General features: G+C 45.0%; 19 protein-coding genes. 3 read left to right on the top strand and 16 right to left on the bottom strand.

The genetic code is table 11. The features are described from left to right. Window positions 1-81: 81 nt before the first annotated feature. From murB to F7R24_RS03835, 7 genes are read right to left on the bottom strand one after another with little or no spacing between them, the layout of a single operon-like run. Window positions 82-1,107, bottom strand: coding sequence for a UDP-N-acetylmuramate dehydrogenase (gene murB / locus F7R24_RS03865; protein WP_151669936.1), 1,026 nt, complete (start codon window positions 1,105-1,107; stop codon window positions 82-84). Beyond that, window positions 1,107-1,883: a 3-deoxy-manno-octulosonate cytidylyltransferase gene (gene kdsB, locus F7R24_RS03860; RefSeq protein ID WP_151669935.1), complete on the bottom strand. Its 777-nt coding sequence runs from the start codon at window positions 1,881-1,883 to the stop codon at window positions 1,107-1,109. The genes murB and kdsB overlap by 1 nt, the downstream gene beginning before the upstream one ends. Window positions 1,884-1,887: 4 nt before the next feature. Further along, window positions 1,888-2,076, bottom strand: a complete 189-nt coding sequence (locus F7R24_RS03855) for a Trm112 family protein (RefSeq protein WP_151669934.1) — start codon at window positions 2,074-2,076, stop codon at window positions 1,888-1,890. Beyond that, window positions 2,069-3,085 carry a tetraacyldisaccharide 4'-kinase gene (lpxK, locus tag F7R24_RS03850; RefSeq protein ID WP_151669933.1) on the bottom strand — a complete coding sequence of 339 codons (1,017 nt, stop codon included), beginning with the start codon at window positions 3,083-3,085 and terminating at the stop codon, window positions 2,069-2,071. The genes F7R24_RS03855 and lpxK overlap by 8 nt, the downstream gene beginning before the upstream one ends. After that, window positions 3,069-3,506, bottom strand: coding sequence for an ExbD/TolR family protein (locus F7R24_RS03845; RefSeq protein ID WP_151669932.1), 438 nt, complete (start codon window positions 3,504-3,506; stop codon window positions 3,069-3,071). Before F7R24_RS03845 ends, lpxK begins: the two co-directional genes overlap by 17 nt. A gap of 15 nt (window positions 3,507-3,521) precedes the next feature. Continuing rightward, a complete protein-coding gene (locus F7R24_RS03840) occupies window positions 3,522-4,139 on the bottom strand; it encodes a MotA/TolQ/ExbB proton channel family protein (RefSeq protein ID WP_151669931.1) in 618 nt (205 codons plus the stop codon). 57 nt (window positions 4,140-4,196) lie between these two features. Beyond that, window positions 4,197-6,452 carry a DNA internalization-related competence protein ComEC/Rec2 gene (locus tag F7R24_RS03835; RefSeq protein ID WP_151669930.1) on the bottom strand — a complete coding sequence of 752 codons (2,256 nt, stop codon included), beginning with the start codon at window positions 6,450-6,452 and terminating at the stop codon, window positions 4,197-4,199. 102 nt (window positions 6,453-6,554) lie between these two features. On the opposite strand from F7R24_RS03835, the gene F7R24_RS03830 reads away from it, so the two are divergent. Then, window positions 6,555-7,088, top strand: a complete 534-nt coding sequence (locus F7R24_RS03830) for a DUF2062 domain-containing protein (RefSeq protein ID WP_240775974.1) — start codon at window positions 6,555-6,557, stop codon at window positions 7,086-7,088. A 33-nt stretch (window positions 7,089-7,121) separates the two neighbouring features. Here F7R24_RS03830 and F7R24_RS03825 read toward each other — a convergent pair whose 3' ends face one another. Both F7R24_RS03825 and F7R24_RS03820 read right to left on the bottom strand, forming a co-directional pair. Beyond that, complete coding sequence (locus F7R24_RS03825; RefSeq protein WP_151669928.1) at window positions 7,122-7,811, bottom strand: ABC transporter ATP-binding protein; 690 nt, start codon at window positions 7,809-7,811, stop codon at window positions 7,122-7,124. Next, a complete protein-coding gene (locus tag F7R24_RS03820) occupies window positions 7,804-9,051 on the bottom strand; it encodes a lipoprotein-releasing ABC transporter permease subunit (protein ID WP_151669927.1) in 1,248 nt (415 codons plus the stop codon). Before F7R24_RS03820 ends, F7R24_RS03825 begins: the two co-directional genes overlap by 8 nt. Window positions 9,052-9,154: 103 nt before the next feature. Between F7R24_RS03820 and F7R24_RS03815 the strand changes: the two genes are divergently transcribed. Together F7R24_RS03815 and F7R24_RS03810 are read left to right on the top strand one after the other, a co-directional pair. Further along, complete coding sequence (locus F7R24_RS03815; RefSeq protein WP_151669926.1) at window positions 9,155-9,742, top strand: PilZ domain-containing protein; 588 nt, start codon at window positions 9,155-9,157, stop codon at window positions 9,740-9,742. Then, a complete protein-coding gene (locus F7R24_RS03810; protein WP_151669925.1) occupies window positions 9,726-9,995 on the top strand; it encodes a hypothetical protein in 270 nt (89 codons plus the stop codon). The genes F7R24_RS03815 and F7R24_RS03810 overlap by 17 nt, the downstream gene beginning before the upstream one ends. Window positions 9,996-10,054: 59 nt before the next feature. Here the strand turns inward: F7R24_RS03810 and sthA are convergent, their stop codons facing one another. From sthA to F7R24_RS03775, 7 genes are all read right to left on the bottom strand, one after another. Beyond that, the gene (gene sthA / locus F7R24_RS03805; protein WP_151669924.1) at window positions 10,055-11,455 is read right to left on the bottom strand and encodes a Si-specific NAD(P)(+) transhydrogenase; all 1,401 of its coding nucleotides are present in this window, start codon (window positions 11,453-11,455) and stop codon (window positions 10,055-10,057) included. A gap of 89 nt (window positions 11,456-11,544) precedes the next feature. Continuing rightward, on the bottom strand, window positions 11,545-11,805 hold the full coding sequence (gene nqrM / locus F7R24_RS03800; RefSeq protein ID WP_151669923.1) for a (Na+)-NQR maturation NqrM: 261 nt from the start codon (window positions 11,803-11,805) through the stop codon (window positions 11,545-11,547). Between the two features lie 133 nt (window positions 11,806-11,938). Continuing rightward, window positions 11,939-13,165, bottom strand: coding sequence for an NADH:ubiquinone reductase (Na(+)-transporting) subunit F (gene nqrF, locus F7R24_RS03795; RefSeq protein ID WP_151669922.1), 1,227 nt, complete (start codon window positions 13,163-13,165; stop codon window positions 11,939-11,941). Between the two features lie 36 nt (window positions 13,166-13,201). Next, window positions 13,202-13,810, bottom strand: a complete 609-nt coding sequence (nqrE, locus tag F7R24_RS03790; RefSeq protein WP_036546028.1) for an NADH:ubiquinone reductase (Na(+)-transporting) subunit E — start codon at window positions 13,808-13,810, stop codon at window positions 13,202-13,204. 3 nt (window positions 13,811-13,813) lie between these two features. Further along, window positions 13,814-14,473: an NADH:ubiquinone reductase (Na(+)-transporting) subunit D gene (locus F7R24_RS03785; RefSeq protein WP_151669921.1), complete on the bottom strand. Its 660-nt coding sequence runs from the start codon at window positions 14,471-14,473 to the stop codon at window positions 13,814-13,816. Between the two features lie 2 nt (window positions 14,474-14,475). Next, on the bottom strand, window positions 14,476-15,315 hold the full coding sequence (locus F7R24_RS03780) for a Na(+)-translocating NADH-quinone reductase subunit C (protein WP_151669920.1): 840 nt from the start codon (window positions 15,313-15,315) through the stop codon (window positions 14,476-14,478). After that, a complete protein-coding gene (locus F7R24_RS03775; RefSeq protein ID WP_151669919.1) occupies window positions 15,305-16,513 on the bottom strand; it encodes an NADH:ubiquinone reductase (Na(+)-transporting) subunit B in 1,209 nt (402 codons plus the stop codon). The genes F7R24_RS03780 and F7R24_RS03775 overlap by 11 nt, the downstream gene beginning before the upstream one ends. Window positions 16,514-16,520 lie beyond the last annotated feature (7 nt).

Raw genomic sequence — 16,520 nt, 5'->3', positions numbered from 1 at the left:
CGCAGTGGAGCCATCATGGACGATTTCACGGCGTGTCAGGCAGGTATAAACTGATTAACACGATCAGCACGATATAAAAGATCAAGGATAAAACCGCGGTTCAACCTCTAACAACACACCAAATCGCTGCTGAACAGACTCTCGAATCTGCTCCGCTAACGTCTCAATCTGCTGTCGATCACCCTTCCCTCGATTCACCAACACCAGCGCCTGCTTTTCATAAACTCCAACGGCGTTTAACTGCTTCCCTTTCCAACCACAAGCCTCAATCAGCCAACCCGCCGCTAACTTATATCCATCACCATCAGCAAACCCCACCAAGGCAGGAAATTCAGCTTTCAGTCTTTCATATTCAGCCACACAGACACGTGGATTTTTAAAAAAACTACCGACATTCCCTATCACAGCTGGATCAGGAAGCTTCTGACGACGCAACTGACAAACTGCATCAAACACATGGTACGGCGTGATACTCAAACCCTTAGCCAGTGACTCACAGGTATCCTTAAGGGCCAAATATTCGAGATTAAGCTGTGTAGCATCACGCGTGAGGTTAAACACGACATCGGTGATGATATAACGACCAGGCTCAACAGACTTAAACACACTATCACGATAGCTAAACTGGCAATCAAAACTCGATAAACTCAGCAATTGGTGTGTTTGTGTATCGAGCACGTCAACCCAAGCCACTCGGTCTTTCAGCTCAACACCGTATGCACCGATATTTTGCATCGGAGCCGCACCCACTGTTCCAGGAATGAGCGCAAGATTTTCAAGTCCAAAAAACCCCTGAGACATGGCATAAACAACAATATCGTGCCAATTCTCACCCGCAGCAACCTTCAGCTGTAACTGATCACCTTGCTCTGAAATAACCTCGACACCCTTGATTTGCATACGCGCAACGACACCGGGAATTTGATCAGACAAGATTAAGTTACTACCACCCCCTAAGACCAAAAGAGGAAAATGATTAGATTGGCAATAATTGACCAGCGCTACCAACCTATCCCGACTCTCGATTTCGATAAAGTTTTCCGCCACTGTATCGAAACCAAAGGTATTTAGACTTTTTAAAGGGTAATCTTTTTGCAGTGTCAACATTAAGCCGAAGCCTCGTGAGACAGCAACCACTGTTTAATTCGCTCAAGATCCTCCGGAGTATCTACACCCGCTGGCGGTGCCTCATCAGCAGGCGCCACATGAATACGTACCCCATTCCATAAAGCTCTAAGCTGTTCTAGACACTCACACTCTTCAAGTGCAGCCGGTGGCCACGTCACAAAATCATTTAGCATTCTAACGCGATAGGCATACAGGCCAATATGACGCTGCCAAGCAAACAATGCCGGCACCTCTTCTGTAACACCCTGTTGAAAGGCATCTCTAGGCCAAGGCACGGTTGCTCGGCTGAAATATAACGCCATTCCCATACGATCACTGACTACCTTAACCACATTAGGATTGGTCAAGGCTTCGATCGACTCTATCGGCTCAGATAGAGTCGCAATACCCGCTTCAGGCATTGCCATCAGATTGTGCGCGACTTGATTGATAATTCTGGGTGGAATCAGTGGTTCATCACCTTGTACATTGACGACGATATCATCGGCATAAAAACCAAGTTTGTGCACCACTTCCTGCAGACGATCTGTTCCTGAGGGGTGGTCAGCTCGCGTCATGCAGACCTCTGCACCGAACTCTTCAGCAGTATCGGCAATGCGTTGATCATCTGTGGCAATAATCACCCGCAGCGCTTCACTTTCACAGGCACGTTCATAAACATGCTGTAACATGGGTTTACCACATAAGTCAGCCAGTGGTTTGCCTGGGAAACGGCTGGAGGCAAAACGTGCAGGTATAACGACTGAAAATCCCATGGGCTTATTTCTCTTTCAAGCGTTCTTCAGTCGTCAATGTACGCGCTTCAGATTCCAGTAATACTGGAATATCATCACGAATCGGATAAGCAAGACCACTTGCACGACAGACTAGCTCATTCGCAGCAGCATTGTATTCCAGTGGTGCTTTTGAGACTGGGCATACCAAAATATCTAGCAATTTCTTATCCATTTTCTGTACCTTTTGTGTCAATGGCAGCTAAACGCTGCAGTAACGAATCTTTAAAAGTGTCAGGCAGCATCGCAGCCACCTGCAAAACCCAACTATTTGGAATATTTAAGAGTTTACATTTAACTGCATCTTTTTCGGTCATCATAATGGGATAGTCATTTAACCCATCAAAATCTGCTTGGGTGTATTGATGATGATCCGAAAAACTATGCTCAATCACCTCTAAACCCAGCTCTCTTAGCGTATTAAAGAAACGCTTTGGGTTACCGATTCCACAAACCGCATGTACCTTTTTTATAGTCTGGCTCTCTGACCATTCACTCGCTATGTAAATTTGCATACCTTGTAACGACATTATTTGAATCGGTGCCAGTGTAAACATCTGAGAACCAGGGTATTGAATTTCAGTTCCACCATTTTGCAGGATAAAATCTACTTCGGATAAACGTTCAGGAGGTTCACGCAGCGGGCCTTCCGGTAAACAACACTGATTACCTAAACCTCGAACACCATCAATTACAGCAATTTCAATATCTCTTTTGAGAGCATAATGCTGCAATCCATCATCACTAATGATCAGATCACAGTCACTATTGGCCAGCAGATGCCGAACAGCCGCTGGTCTATCAGGGTCAATAACCACCGGTACCTGACCACGAGAATGAAGGAGTAACGGTTCGTCACCGGTTTCAGCACTGGGTTGATCCGCAGCAATACGCCAAGGATAAGACGGTGGCTTAGCACCGTAACCGCGACTCACGATACCTGGACGGTAACCAAAGGATCGCAACAACTCAATCAGAGCAAGAACGACCGGCGTCTTTCCTGTTCCTCCCACACTAATGTTCCCGACAACAATAATGGGTACTGGAGATTGGTAAAGTGAATCAGAGCATTGAAATTTAGCACGCCGACGTCTCGATAAACGGGTAAAGAGTATTGATAAAGGGCGCAATACTTTCAGCCAAGACGCTTGTTGATACCAACCTCGTTCAATCAACTGAATCATGCAGTTCGACACTTTCTTGTGTAGTGATTCGTAGCTGGGAAAAGCCCAACTGCCCTGCGACATCCATTGCTGATACGACCGCTTGATGCGGTGTTTGTGCATCGGCTGTGATGACATAAGGAATCTTACGCTGTTCACCAGCCAGTTCAATCACTGCACGCCGAAGAGTTTCAGGTTGAGTATTTACCAATGCTTGACCATTAACGGAGTACTGGCCATCAGCATTAATAAGAATGTCGATACGCTCTTGCTCTTGACTGGCTGCTTGTGCAGAGCTTGCTTCTGGCAAGCTGACTTCCAACTGCGTTTCTCGTGTAAAGGTGGTGGTTACCATAAAGAAAATCAGTAATAGAAACACCACATCAATCAACGGGGTCAGATTGATAGTAAGAGGTTCTTGCTGTTGATGTGAGAACTTCACAGGTCACCTCTTTTTTTAGAGCGTATCATCACGTTCATCATGGAGCACTTCAACTAACTTCACGGCTTCTTGCTCCATGGTTAACACCAGCGTGTGAACACGTCTTTGCAGGTAGCGATGCATGGCTAATGCCGGAATGGCAATTGATAAGCCTGCGGCTGTGGTAATCAGCGCTTCAGATATACCCCCCGCCAGTACATTGGCATTACCGGTTCCTTGAATCATGATTTCGGTGAAGACTTTAATCATACCGATAACCGTACCTAAAAGACCCAGCAAAGGAGTGATTGCTGCAATCGTTCCTAAGGAGTTTAGGTAACGCTCCATCTCATGAATCACTTGATGAGCGGCTTCTTCGATACTGTCTTTCATGACCTCTCGGCCATGACGGGCGTTTCGTACACCCGCGACGATAATCGTACCCAGAGGGCTTCCTTCAGCAATCCCGCGAAGACGCTCAGGAGTCATCTCTTCACTTCGAATGAGTTCAAACACTTCTGCGAGTAATCCAACAGGCAATATTCGATCTTTTTTCAAAAACCACAGTCGCTCAAAACAGATTGCCATCGCAGCAACGGAGCAAGCTAGAATAGGTAGCATCAGCCAGCCACCCGCTTTAATCAGTTCAAACACGCTTAAGCCTCCATAAAAGATGAGTCACTGTAACATGAAATTAGCAAAAACTGCAGGTCAACCATTTGTCCAATAACGTCTTTTACGCTTTCGTTGCGTTGAAACTTTACACTGACCCTTAATCGCTTCCAGCAGGACTGCACCATCGGTTGCAGTATTATATTCATCAATACCACGTAGGCGAAATCGTTGTGTAATAGCTGCCGCTGGATGACCATAACGATTGGCAAATCCAGCCGTATAAATCACCACGCTTGGATTGACATGATCGATAAAAATCTCACTAGAAGAACTGGCACTGCCATGATGCCCTGCTACTAGCCAATCGACCGATTGTATTCGGCCACTTCGAATCAGATCATACTCTGTCGGATGACCTGCATCACCTGGTAATAGTAACGCACAAAAATCATTTCTTACTTCCATCACACAGGAATGTTCATTTTCACTGGCACGGTCATGAGGGAAATCTGTTAAATAGCGAAAATCGACTTGATTGTAACGCCATTTAGCTTGTGTATGACAACTGGCAAATCCACGTTGCAATAGCTCAATGCTTCCAGATTCCTTTATTAACACTTCAAGCTGTTCACTTAAAGCAGGTAAACCTCCCGCATGATCTAAATCGTTATGACTAATAATCAGCTGTGTCAATGTGGACTGATTTCGTACCTTAAACCAAGGGGCAATCGCAAAACCCCAAGCACTTCCACCCATAGGAAAACCGGGTCCTGTGTCATATAAGATAAGCTCATCTTTGGTTTCGATTAATACCGCCAACCCCTGACCTACATCGAACACGATTGCTCTAAAGTCACCCTCTTGTAATTTAGTATTTTGCGGAAACAACAGCGGAAGGAAACAGACTGATCCAATAAGCTTCCATCTCAGCGGTAAAGGAATCAGCAGAACTAACAGCAAAGGTAAGATACTGATTAATAATAAAAGATTAGGTTTACTCAGCGATAGGGCTGCCCATTGGACATCAGCCGCTTTCGTGAGAAAGAACCAGAAGTTGTCTAACACTAGTCGCACCAAAAAATTTATCCCATTCAGATCCATCACTAACAGAGATACAACAAAAGGCAACCCGATGATAAAGATTGAAAATAATGGAATAGCCACAAGGTTTATCAGTGGTGCTAGTATTCCAAGCTGTTGAAATACCCACGCCATCACTGGCATCAACCCGATAAAAATCACCCATTGAGCTCGTAACAAGGTTACCCAACCCTGTATCGCTGCACCTCGATAGGCGTCTGTCATTAGCAGCAAAACACCTACGGCAACAAATGACATCCATGCACCCGGTTCAATGATGGCTAATGGGTTATAGGTCATCACCATGACAAGAGCTAGCCTCCATCGCTGCCAACCCGTTAGGCTTAGCAAACGCCACTCCCCCAATATAAAGATTGAAACCATCATCCAGGCTCTTTGTACCGGCAAGTTAAACCCTGCTAGCAAGGCGTATAGGGTTGCAAGGATGAACGCCAATACCAATGGCATGACACGTAAATAGGGTGACTTATACCCTAGCAACAGAAAGCCACCCAGCATCAAGCGCCCAATTAAAAACCCGGAGCCACTCATCACTGCAATATGCAAACCACTCACAACCAGTAAATGAGCCGTTCCGGTTCTTTGTAATACTGTCCAGATGTCATCCGTCATCAGGGTTCTGTCGCCCAACAAAATGGCCGGCAATAGCCACTGGGCCTCACTATCAACAAACTGATTCGTAATAAAAGCCCTAAAGCTGTCCCTAACGCTATAAAAGCGATGCTGTGCCGGGTGGTGAGCTAGCACTTCACGTAAAGTCGCACTCGCATCCCATCCTGAACTTAAAAAGTGTCGTTCAAGATCAAAAGCATCTGGATTTTGCAAAAAGTGGGGAGATCTAAGACGAACGTTTGCGCTGATATAATCACCAGCACCTAAATTGGAAAAATCAGACTCATGGCGAAATTGATAAGCATTCACACGTATTCTGCGCAAACGCTTCAACTGATCGTTGTCCGTTTCTACGGTATCAATCTTGAGAATAAAGCGTGTGCGCTGATCGCCAAACTCCGGCAAACTGACTATATAGCCACTCAATAGGACATCCTGCCGATCCAAACTGAGTGGCAAACGATGATGAAGCTGCCACGCAGCATAACTAACAGCCACTATCACTCCGACTAGATACAACGCTAGGTATGCTCGATATCGAGTCAGAAACATTGCCGGAAGAAGAAGTAACGCCCATAAGGCTGTTTTTAGCGTCGGAAGAAAGGCTACACTCAATAGCCCAGCAAGATAGATGATCATCCTTGATCCTCTCTATTGGTTTGGCTTGCATAAAACGGCATAATGGACGCATAACTTCGCCCTGATTAGTCGACAATGCCTCGCAAGATTTTAAAAAAATACATGCCTGACCCACATTGGGTTCGAAATCACCCGCAACTGCGATGGTTGGGTGAACATATCAGAAATCCTGGACTCTGGCATCTTTCTCATCGCTCCGTGTCCTTAGCATTTTTGGTAGGCATTTTCTTTGCTTTTATGCCAATGCCATTTCAGATGGTTCCTGCGGCAATGCTTGCAGTGCTTATAGGCTGTAATTTACCCTTATCAGTAGGACTGGTTTGGATATCAAATCCCATCACCATGCCTGCACTGCTTTATTTTTCTTATCGTGTAGGGCAAGTCATTCTAGGTGCCGGGAATCTATCACAACCCATGGTATGGAACTTGGACAGCCTGTATGACAATTTCCAGCAAATTTGGCGGCCGCTCATCTTAGGTTCTTTGGTATGTGGAATAACTTTTGGAATGACCGGTTTTATTGCTGTTCGTATCTTCTGGACAATACATGTCAGACGAACATGGATTAAACGAGGTCGAGAAAGACTTAAACGCGAGCAGTTGCAAAAAGAACAATCAAAAACATCTCGCGATTAAGAGCCCTCAGCGATAATTAAGAGCTCTTAGCGATTAAAAACTCTTTGTCACCAGCTTTCCCTCTTCCAACAGATAAGCCTGATCCATTCGAGCAGCAAGATTCAAATCATGTGTTACGACCACAAAAGCGATTCCCAACGACTGATTCAGATGGTCAAGATAGGATTGCACCTCATCAGCCGTATGTCGATCCAAGTTGCCTGTCGGCTCGTCCATCATCACACAGGCAGGCTTAGTGACTAGCGCTCGTGCAATAGCAACACGCTGACGCTCACCTCCACTGAGTTGACCTGGCTTATGCTGTACACGGTGCGACAAGCCCACCTGCTCTAGTAACTGAAGTGAACTTTCACGCGCTTGCTCAACTGGAGCACCTCTAATCAAAAGAGGCATCGCCACATTTTCTAGCGCACTGAATTCATGCAGCAGATGATGGAACTGATAGACGAACCCTAATTTTTCGTTACGTATCTTGCATCGACGACTTTCAGAAACGGTATAAATCGCCTCCCCTTGGAGTTTCACTTCACCGGCGTCTGGCTTATCAAGCCCTCCCAGGATATTCAGTAAAGTACTCTTACCACTGCCTGAACTACCCACAATAGCTAAACGTTGACCCTGTTCAACGAAAAAGTCTAATTCATTTAAGATGGTTAAGGTTTGACCTGCTTCTTCATAACGACGACAGATTCCAGTCGCCTCTAACACCCACGCCTTATTCATAACGAAGTGCCTCCGCTGGCTGAGTACGAGATGCCTTCCATGCCGGATACAAAGTCGCAAAGAAACTAATCAATAAAGCCGTTGTGGTAATGGTGATCAAATCACTCACTTGAACTTCTGAAGGTAAGTAGTTAATAAAATAAACCTCTGCCGATAAAAACTCTATTCCCATTAAGCGCTCAAAGCCTGCCACCAAATCACTGACAGTCAGAGCTAAGATGACCCCCAATACCAGACCTAAAGTGGTTCCTATAAAACCAATCACCGCTCCTTGAACCATGAATATTCGCATAACCATAGCAGGTGTGGCTCCCATGGTACGCAGAATAGCGATATCAGCTCGCTTATCGGTCACAACCATCACCAAGGTGGAAACAATATTGAAAGCCGCCACAAACACAATAAGAAAAAGCAGCAAGCCTATCATGCGTTTTTCCATCTGTATGGCTTGAAAAAGATTACCGTGAGTGCGAGTCCAGTCAGATATTTGCATAGGTCTGGCTAAATCAGTAGCTAATTGACGCACTAACATAGGCGCCTGAAAAAGATCATTAAAAGCCAGACGGATACCATCTACACTGTCGGCGGGCATCCGCTTAATTCGCGCAGCATCCACTCTGTGCACATACGCAAGGCTGGCATCTATTTCAGCACCCACTGAAAAAATACCTGAAACGGTAAAACGTTTCAGTTGCGGTACAATACCGGCAATACTGACCGAAGCCTCAGGCAAAACTAATGTAATTCTGTCACCTACCCCTGCACCTAGCTGCCTAGCTAAAAGCTCACCAAGAATGATATTAAACTCTCCGGGTTCAAGTGTTGCGAGTGAACCCGAAACAAAATGATCTTCAATAATTGACACCGAAGGTTCGATATCCGGATCAATACCGCTCACTAAAACGCCTTGAACCTGTCCAGCATGCGTTAACATCCCCTGAGCTTGAACAAAGGGTGCCGTTGCACGCACATTCGGATTATTAGCCAAACGCTGTCTAACTGCCTGCCAATCCTGCATCGGCTTTTGGTAATCACTCAAGGTCGCATGTGGCACCATACCTAAAATACGTTGGCGTAATTCACGATCGAAACCATTCATCACTGAAAGCACCACGATTAAGGCTGCTACCCCTAATGTCAGTCCAAGCATGGAAACAAGTGAAATAAAGGAGATAAAATGATTGCCACGCTTTGTAGCGGTATAACGAAATCCCACAAAGAAGGAGAAGGGTCGAAACATAATTTAATTAAACCCGTAATCAGCTCTCGCTGCCTATAACAGATTGACTAGATAATTCGGTATACTCACAGAATCTACCGACACAAACTAACGGAGAATCGCCTTGGAACAGGATCGCCGACAATTCTATCGTATAGACAAATGGGTTGCACTTGAGTTTCAGCTTTTGGATAGCAGTTCTGAAACTATTGAACTGCCTAACCCGGGCACCTTTAAGGTTTCACCTCATTTCATGATTCATGCAGAACTTGAACAGTTGAACCAGAGTCTAAACCAATTATTTGAAAGCGCATCTCAGCAATCTTCTCAAACGATAGAAATTATTAAAATATTGAATCACAAGATTGATATCATTGCTAAATCCTTAAGTAACAATGAAGAGATAGGATTCAATATTCGCACTGATCGAGTCAACCTGAGTGAAGGTGGCTTATCTTTAAATCTTGAAAATCCTTTGCCTCTTGGACAATTGACCATGGTTAGGCTCATTATGCCAGAATCATATATGGGAATGCGTTTATTAGCGGAAGTTAAGCGCTGCGAACCTAAAGATGATCAGTTTGAGATAGGTCTTGAGTTTCAACGCATGCCTGAAATATGCAGAACGGAAATGGCTCGATTAATTTTTCGCTCACAAATAGAACAACATCACGCTAAAAAGGAAAATTTAATTAATGGGGAAGCATCATAAACTACTACATCATTTAGGTGTTGCTGTAGGGTTTATTTTTCTGATCACATGGTTTTATCTAGGGCGAAGCTTCGGCTTTTTAGATTGGGCCGTAAGTTTTGCTCCTGCCAGTCATGCAGGCGCAGTGCTTATGCTTGCTATTATGGTAATGATGATTCCCGCCTTTTTATTATGGAAGTATATGAATCGCTGGTTAGAAAAAAAGCTCAATGTGACAGGGAAGTATTACGAAGATGATGTCTACAAAAAGTAAAAAATAAGGCACTTTTCTAAAGTGCCTTATGACATTCTGGAGCCACAGTAATTCTGAAACTACAGATTTGACACTCGATTAATACCAGCAATAGCAGCTACTCGGTAAGCCTCAGCCATGGTTGGATAATTGAACGTCGTATTCACGAAATACATCAGAGTATTTGCCGCACCCTCTTGGCTCATGATCGCTTGACCGATGTGAATAATCTCTGAAGCTTGGTCACCGAAACAGTGAATACCTAAAATCTGGAAGGTTTCACGATGGAAAAGAATCTTTAGCATCCCCACCGGCTCACCAGAAATCTGAGCTCTTGCAGTATCTTTAAAGAATGCTTGCCCTACTTCATAAGGAATCTTTTCTTCGGTCAACTCTTCTTCAGTTTTGCCAACAGAGCTAATCTCTGGAATAGTGTATATACCGGTTGGGACATCGTTGATATAGCGGAAATCATCGGCTTGAAGCAGATCTGAAGCAGCGGAACGACCTTGATCAAGAGCAGCAGATGCTAAACTTGGCCAGCCAATAACATCACCAACCGCATAAACACCTTCACAAGAAGTTTTGTAATGATGATCAACTTCAATCTGACCACGACTATTAGCCTTCAAACCGATTTTTTCGAGCCCAAGACCTTTCGTATTTCCAGAGCGACCGGCACACCATAGGAAAGCATCAGCACGCAAGCGCTTGCCAGATTTGAATTCGATGGATACCCCGCGATCATCCCCTACAATGCTTTGATACTCTTCATTGTGACGGATTTTCACAGCATTATTGCGCAGGTGATAACTCAACGAGTCAGAAATCTCGTGATCCAAGAAAGACAGTAAACGATCACGATTATCAATCAAATCCACTTTAACGCCCAAGCCACTAAAGATGGAAGCATACTCGCAACCAATGACCCCTGCACCATAGATGACCATGGTTCTGGGCGTATGATTCAGCTTCAGTATTGAATCAGAGTTGTAGATTCGTGGATGGCTAAAGTCAACATCCGCTGGACACCAAGGGCTGGAACCTGTGGCGATGATGAAGTTTTTTGCCCTCAACACTTCGACTTCATGGCCTTGGCTTTTAACTTCCAGACGTCCTTTTTCAGCAAACGAGGCAAAACCAAAAAATACATCGATACGATTACGTGCATAAAAGTTGGTTCTGAGCATTACTTGGTTAGATATAACCTTTTCTGCACGACGCAATACTTTCGGAAACGAGAACCAACGGGGCTCACCAATATCACGGAACATTGGATTGGTGTTAAATTCAATAATCTGCTTTACCGAGTGACGCAAGGCTTTAGAGGGAATGGTGCCTTTATGGGTACAGTTACCACCCACAGTATCCTGCTCTTCAACTACTGCAACACGCAAGCCTTTCTTGGCTGCGTTCATGGCAGCACCCTCGCCTGCAGGCCCGGACCCTATGACTACGACATCGTAGTTATATTCAGCCATTCGCTATCCCCTTTATGATTATTGAATTCGATGGATCAATTGATGTCAGCACAGCACTCTAGCCTAAACAGCTATGAGCTAAAAGCCAATTAACCTTTAGATTTAACCTCATAGGCTAGATCTGGATTCATCGTTTGATTTTGCTTCCGCGCACTAATAATACGCTGCTTTTCTTCTTCATCTTCACAAATTTCTTTGTCACCACCGCAGATATCGCACTCTTTAACCATACCCAGCGCACTCATACCACCACAAGAACCTGCAATCGGCTTACGACCCATAATCACGCCGACTGACATACCTAAGGTGAGTAGTAATAGGATGACAAGTGTAATAATAAAAACTTCCATAAAACCTCCGAAAAAGTTGGGTGCATCCCCAACACGCCGCTCCTGCGCATCCATGCGCTCGCGTGTACATAAAAAATGGCCGGAACTATCGTTACCGGCCATTTTATCGAACTTAGTAGTGCATTGGCTATGTTTAGCCGCCGAAATCATCCAATAGGATATTATCCGGCTCTACACCCATGTCTTCGAGTAGCTTAATCACCGCAGAGTTCATCATTGGTGGTCCACACATGTAGTATTCACAATCTTCTGGAGCTTCATGATCCTTCAGATAATTTTCATACAAGACATTGTGGATAAAGCCAGTTGGACCGGTCCAGTTATCTTCAGGCAAAGGATCGGATAGAGCCAAATGCCAAGTGAAGTTTGGATTTTCTGCCGCTAGCTTATCAAACTCTTCAATATAAAATGCTTCACGCAGTGAACGAGCACCGTACCAGAAAGTCATTTTACGCTTGGATTTCAAACGCATTAACTGGTCGAAGATGTGCGAGCGCATTGGTGCCATACCGGCACCACCGCCGACAAACACCATTTCGTTATCGGTATCTCTGGCAAAGAACTCACCAAATGGACCATATACATCAATTTTGTCGCCTGGTTTCAACGAAAAAACATAAGATGACATGATTCCTGGAGGTAAGTCAGTTCCTGGTGGTGGAGAAGCAATACGGATATTAAACTTCACGATACCACGCTCTTCAGGATAGTTTGCCATGGAGTAAGCACGAATCGTCGGTTCAGTGACCTTAGAAACGTAACGCCACATATCAAACTTATCCCAATCGCCTCGATACTCTTCATCGATATCAAAGTCTTTGTAGTTAACTACGTGCGGTGGGCATTCTAACTGAACATAACCACCTGCGCGGAAATCTACATTCTCACCCTCTGGCAAACGCAGAGTCAGGTCTTTGATAAACGTAGCAACGTTAGGATTAGACTCGACAGTACAGGTCCACTTTTTCACGCCAAAGACATCGTCTTCAACCTGAATTTTCATGTTCTGCTTAACAGGAACCTGACAAGATAACCGCCATCCTTCTTTAGCTTCACGCAAAGTAAAGTAAGTTTCTTCCGTAGGCAGCATAGAGCCACCACCTTCATGAACTTCACATTTACACTGCGCACAGGTACCACCACCACCGCAGGCAGAGGCTAGGAATACACCCTTATCTGCCAGAGCGTTCAGTAGTTTACCGCCCGCTGGTACAACGATTGTTTTATCTGGATCACCATTGATTTCAATAGTGACATCACCAGCACTCACTAATTTTGAGCGTGCAGCCAAGATGATAGCAACCATTGCTAACACCAAGGCAGTAAACATTACTACGCCCAGAATAATTTCTGCATTCATCAGCTTATTCCACCCTTATCATTGAATTCCAGTGGATTAAAGCGATACGCCGGAGAACGACATAAAGCCAAGAGACATCAAACCAACAATAATGAAGGTGATACCTAGGCCACGCAGTCCTTCAGGCACATCACTGTACTTGAGCTTTTCACGAATACCGGCCAGCGCAGTAATAGCTAACGCCCAACCGATACCAGCTCCAGCACCATATACAACAGACTCACCGAAGGTGTAATCACGCTCTACCATGAACAGAGCCGCACCTAAAATAGCGCAGTTAACTGTGATCAACGGTAGGAATACACCCAAAGCGTTGTAGAGTACTGGTACATACTTATCCAAGAACATCTCAAGGATTTGTACCATCGCTGCAATGATACCGATGTAAGAAATAAAGCCTAAGAAGCTTAAATCCACATCAGGGTAACCCGCCCAGCTCAATGCACCTTCACGAAGCAAGTAGTTATAAATCAGGTTGTTTACAGGAGTCGTGATCAACAATACCACTACAACCGCTACACCTAGACCAAATGAGGTTTGGATCTTCTTAGAGATTGCCAAGAAGGTACACATCCCCAAAAAGAACGCCAGAGCCATGTTCTCAACGAAAATGGCACGTACAGCAAGACTGATATACTGTTCCATGACTTACACAGCCTCCTGACGAGTGTTCGGAGCGATAACGAAATCAGGCTTCTCAACCTGCTCTGGGTATTTAGTACGAATCAACCAAATCATGATACCGATTAGGAAGAATGCACTTGGAGGCAACAACATCATACCGTTGCTGTAGTACCAACCACCATTAGTGACCAGAGGCAGAATTTCATAGCCAAATAAAGTGCCTGCACCAAACAGTTCTCTGAAGAAAGCTACGAATAACAGAACCACACCATAGCCAAGACCATTACCTACCCCGTCAATAAAGCTGGGAATAGGAGGATTCTTCATCGCAAAGGCTTCAGCACGACCCAAGATAATGCAGTTCGTTATGATCAACCCAACGAAAACGGAAAGCTGTTTAGAGACATCATAAACAACCGCCTTCAGAACTTGGTCAACCACGATAACCAAAGATGCAATAATGGTCATCTGAACGATGATACGAATATTGCTGGGTATCTGATTACGTATAATGGAAATAAACATGTTCGACAAAGCCGCTACTGCAACCACAGCAAGCGTCATGACGACCGCGTTATTCATGTTTGTTGTAACCGCCAATGCTGAACAGACACCCAATACCTGCAAGGCGATAGGATTGTTCTTAAACAGCGGCGTAATGACGATTTCTTTAGTATTTGACATGATTACACCTCATCCACTTCAGTAACGGCATCTTGCTCAATAACGTCTACTGAACTGATATCATCGGCAGCACGTAGATTAGCCAAGAGTGGAGCAAAACCAGATTCACCCAACCAGAACTGAATCATATTGGTCACGCCATTTGCTGTCAGCGTAGCACCCGCTAAACCATCGATACGATGCTCTGCACCACGTTCAGAGGTATCAACAGCGCCTCTTATCACGCGCAAAGCAGGATTATCTTTTTGGCCTTCAGCAAAAATTTGCTTGCCGACCCAAGAAGCTCTCCAAGATGGATTATCGATTTCACCACCCAAGCCTGGCGTTTCTGCATGCTCGTAGAAACCAAGTCCAGCAACGGTATTCAAGTCACCTTCAAGTGCCAAGAAACCAAACATGGTAGACCAAAGACCATAACCATGAACGGGCAAAATTAGCTTTTGAATGGAGCCATCATCTGCTTCAACGATATAAACAGGCATCAACATAGGTTGACGCTTGATCGAAGCAATATCCTCACCTCGACTGAGTGCGCGAGACATAGATGGATCACCTGCAGCGCGACGGAAGTTTTCAGCTTCTGGGATGAATTCTTCAGTGAACTGTCCGGTTTGTAGATCCACAATACGCGTAGTGATCTGTTCAAACAGCTCATCAACCGTTTTGCTTGGATCTACAATACCCGCTGCACGCAGGATGTTAGATTTACGATCCTGATCCATATTGAATTGTTGCATCGGTCTGAGCATAACTGCTGCAGCCGATACAACGACAGAACAGACTACACAGAGCACAAGTGCAACGATAACTGTTCTTCCGATAGAGTCTTTATTAGACGACATTACGCAACATCCTCCGTTTGATATTCGCCTGCACGACAAAGTTGTCGATTAGAGGTGCAAAGAGGTTGGCGAACAAAATTGCCAGCATGATACCTTCTGGGAAAGCAGGGTTTACAACTCGAATCAGAATGGTCATCACACCGATCAGCGCACCGAAAACCCACTTACCGGTATTAGTCATGGATGCTGAGACTGGGTCAGTTGCCATGAAGAACATACCAAACGCTAAACCACCAATAGTAAAGTGCCACCAGAAAGGAAGACTGAACATTGGATTAGTGTCTGAGCCTATGGCATTGAACAACAAGGTTGTACCTATGACACCTAGGGCCACACCTGCGACGATTCGCCATGCGGCGATCTTGGCAAACATAATAATGGCACCACCGATCATTATGGCAAGCGTTGAAACCTCACCTACAGATCCTTGTATCGTACCAACAAATGTACTAAACCAAGTCACATTCGCAGCCAAGATAGCCTCAACACCCCCTTCTGCCGCTAAAGCTAAAGGAGTTGCACCTGAGAAGCCATCGACCGCAGTCCAGATGGAGTCACCTGAAATTTGTGCCGGATAAGCAAAGTACAGGAAAGCACGACCCGTAAGCGCAGGGTTAAGGAAGTTTTTCCCTGTACCACCAAACACTTCTTTACCGATAACCACACCAAAGGTGATACCGAGCGCTACCTGCCACAAAGGAATGGTTGCCGGAAGAATCAATGAGAACAGAATAGAAGTGACGAAGAAACCTTCGTTGACTTCATGTCCACGCTTCATCGCGAAGAGAACTTCCCAGAAACCACCGACAATAAAGGTCACAGCATAAATAGGTAACCAATACACAGCACCATGAATGATGTTGTCCCAAGTACTGGTAGCATCATAGCTAGTCAGTGCCGTTAGGATTGAACCACGCCATCCGGTTGCTTCCGTGATACCTAAGTTAGCCATTGCAGTGTTGGCTTGTAAACCGACACTATAAAGACCGAAAAATACGGCAGGGAACGTACACATCCATACCAGAATCATCATACGCTTGAGGTCTACACCATCACGTACATGGGCTCCAGCACGCGTGACCTTGCCAGGCGTGTAAAAAATGGTATCAACTGCTTCGTAAAGCGCATACCAATTTTCATATTTGCCGCCTTTGTGGAAATGCGGCTCCATTTTGTCTAAAACAGCTCTAATACTCATGCCTGTC

Source organism: Nitrincola schmidtii, assembly GCF_008973715.1.
Classification (GTDB): domain Bacteria; phylum Pseudomonadota; class Gammaproteobacteria; order Pseudomonadales; family Balneatricaceae; genus Nitrincola; species Nitrincola schmidtii.
This window is presented reverse-complemented; position numbering and strand designations above follow the sequence as displayed.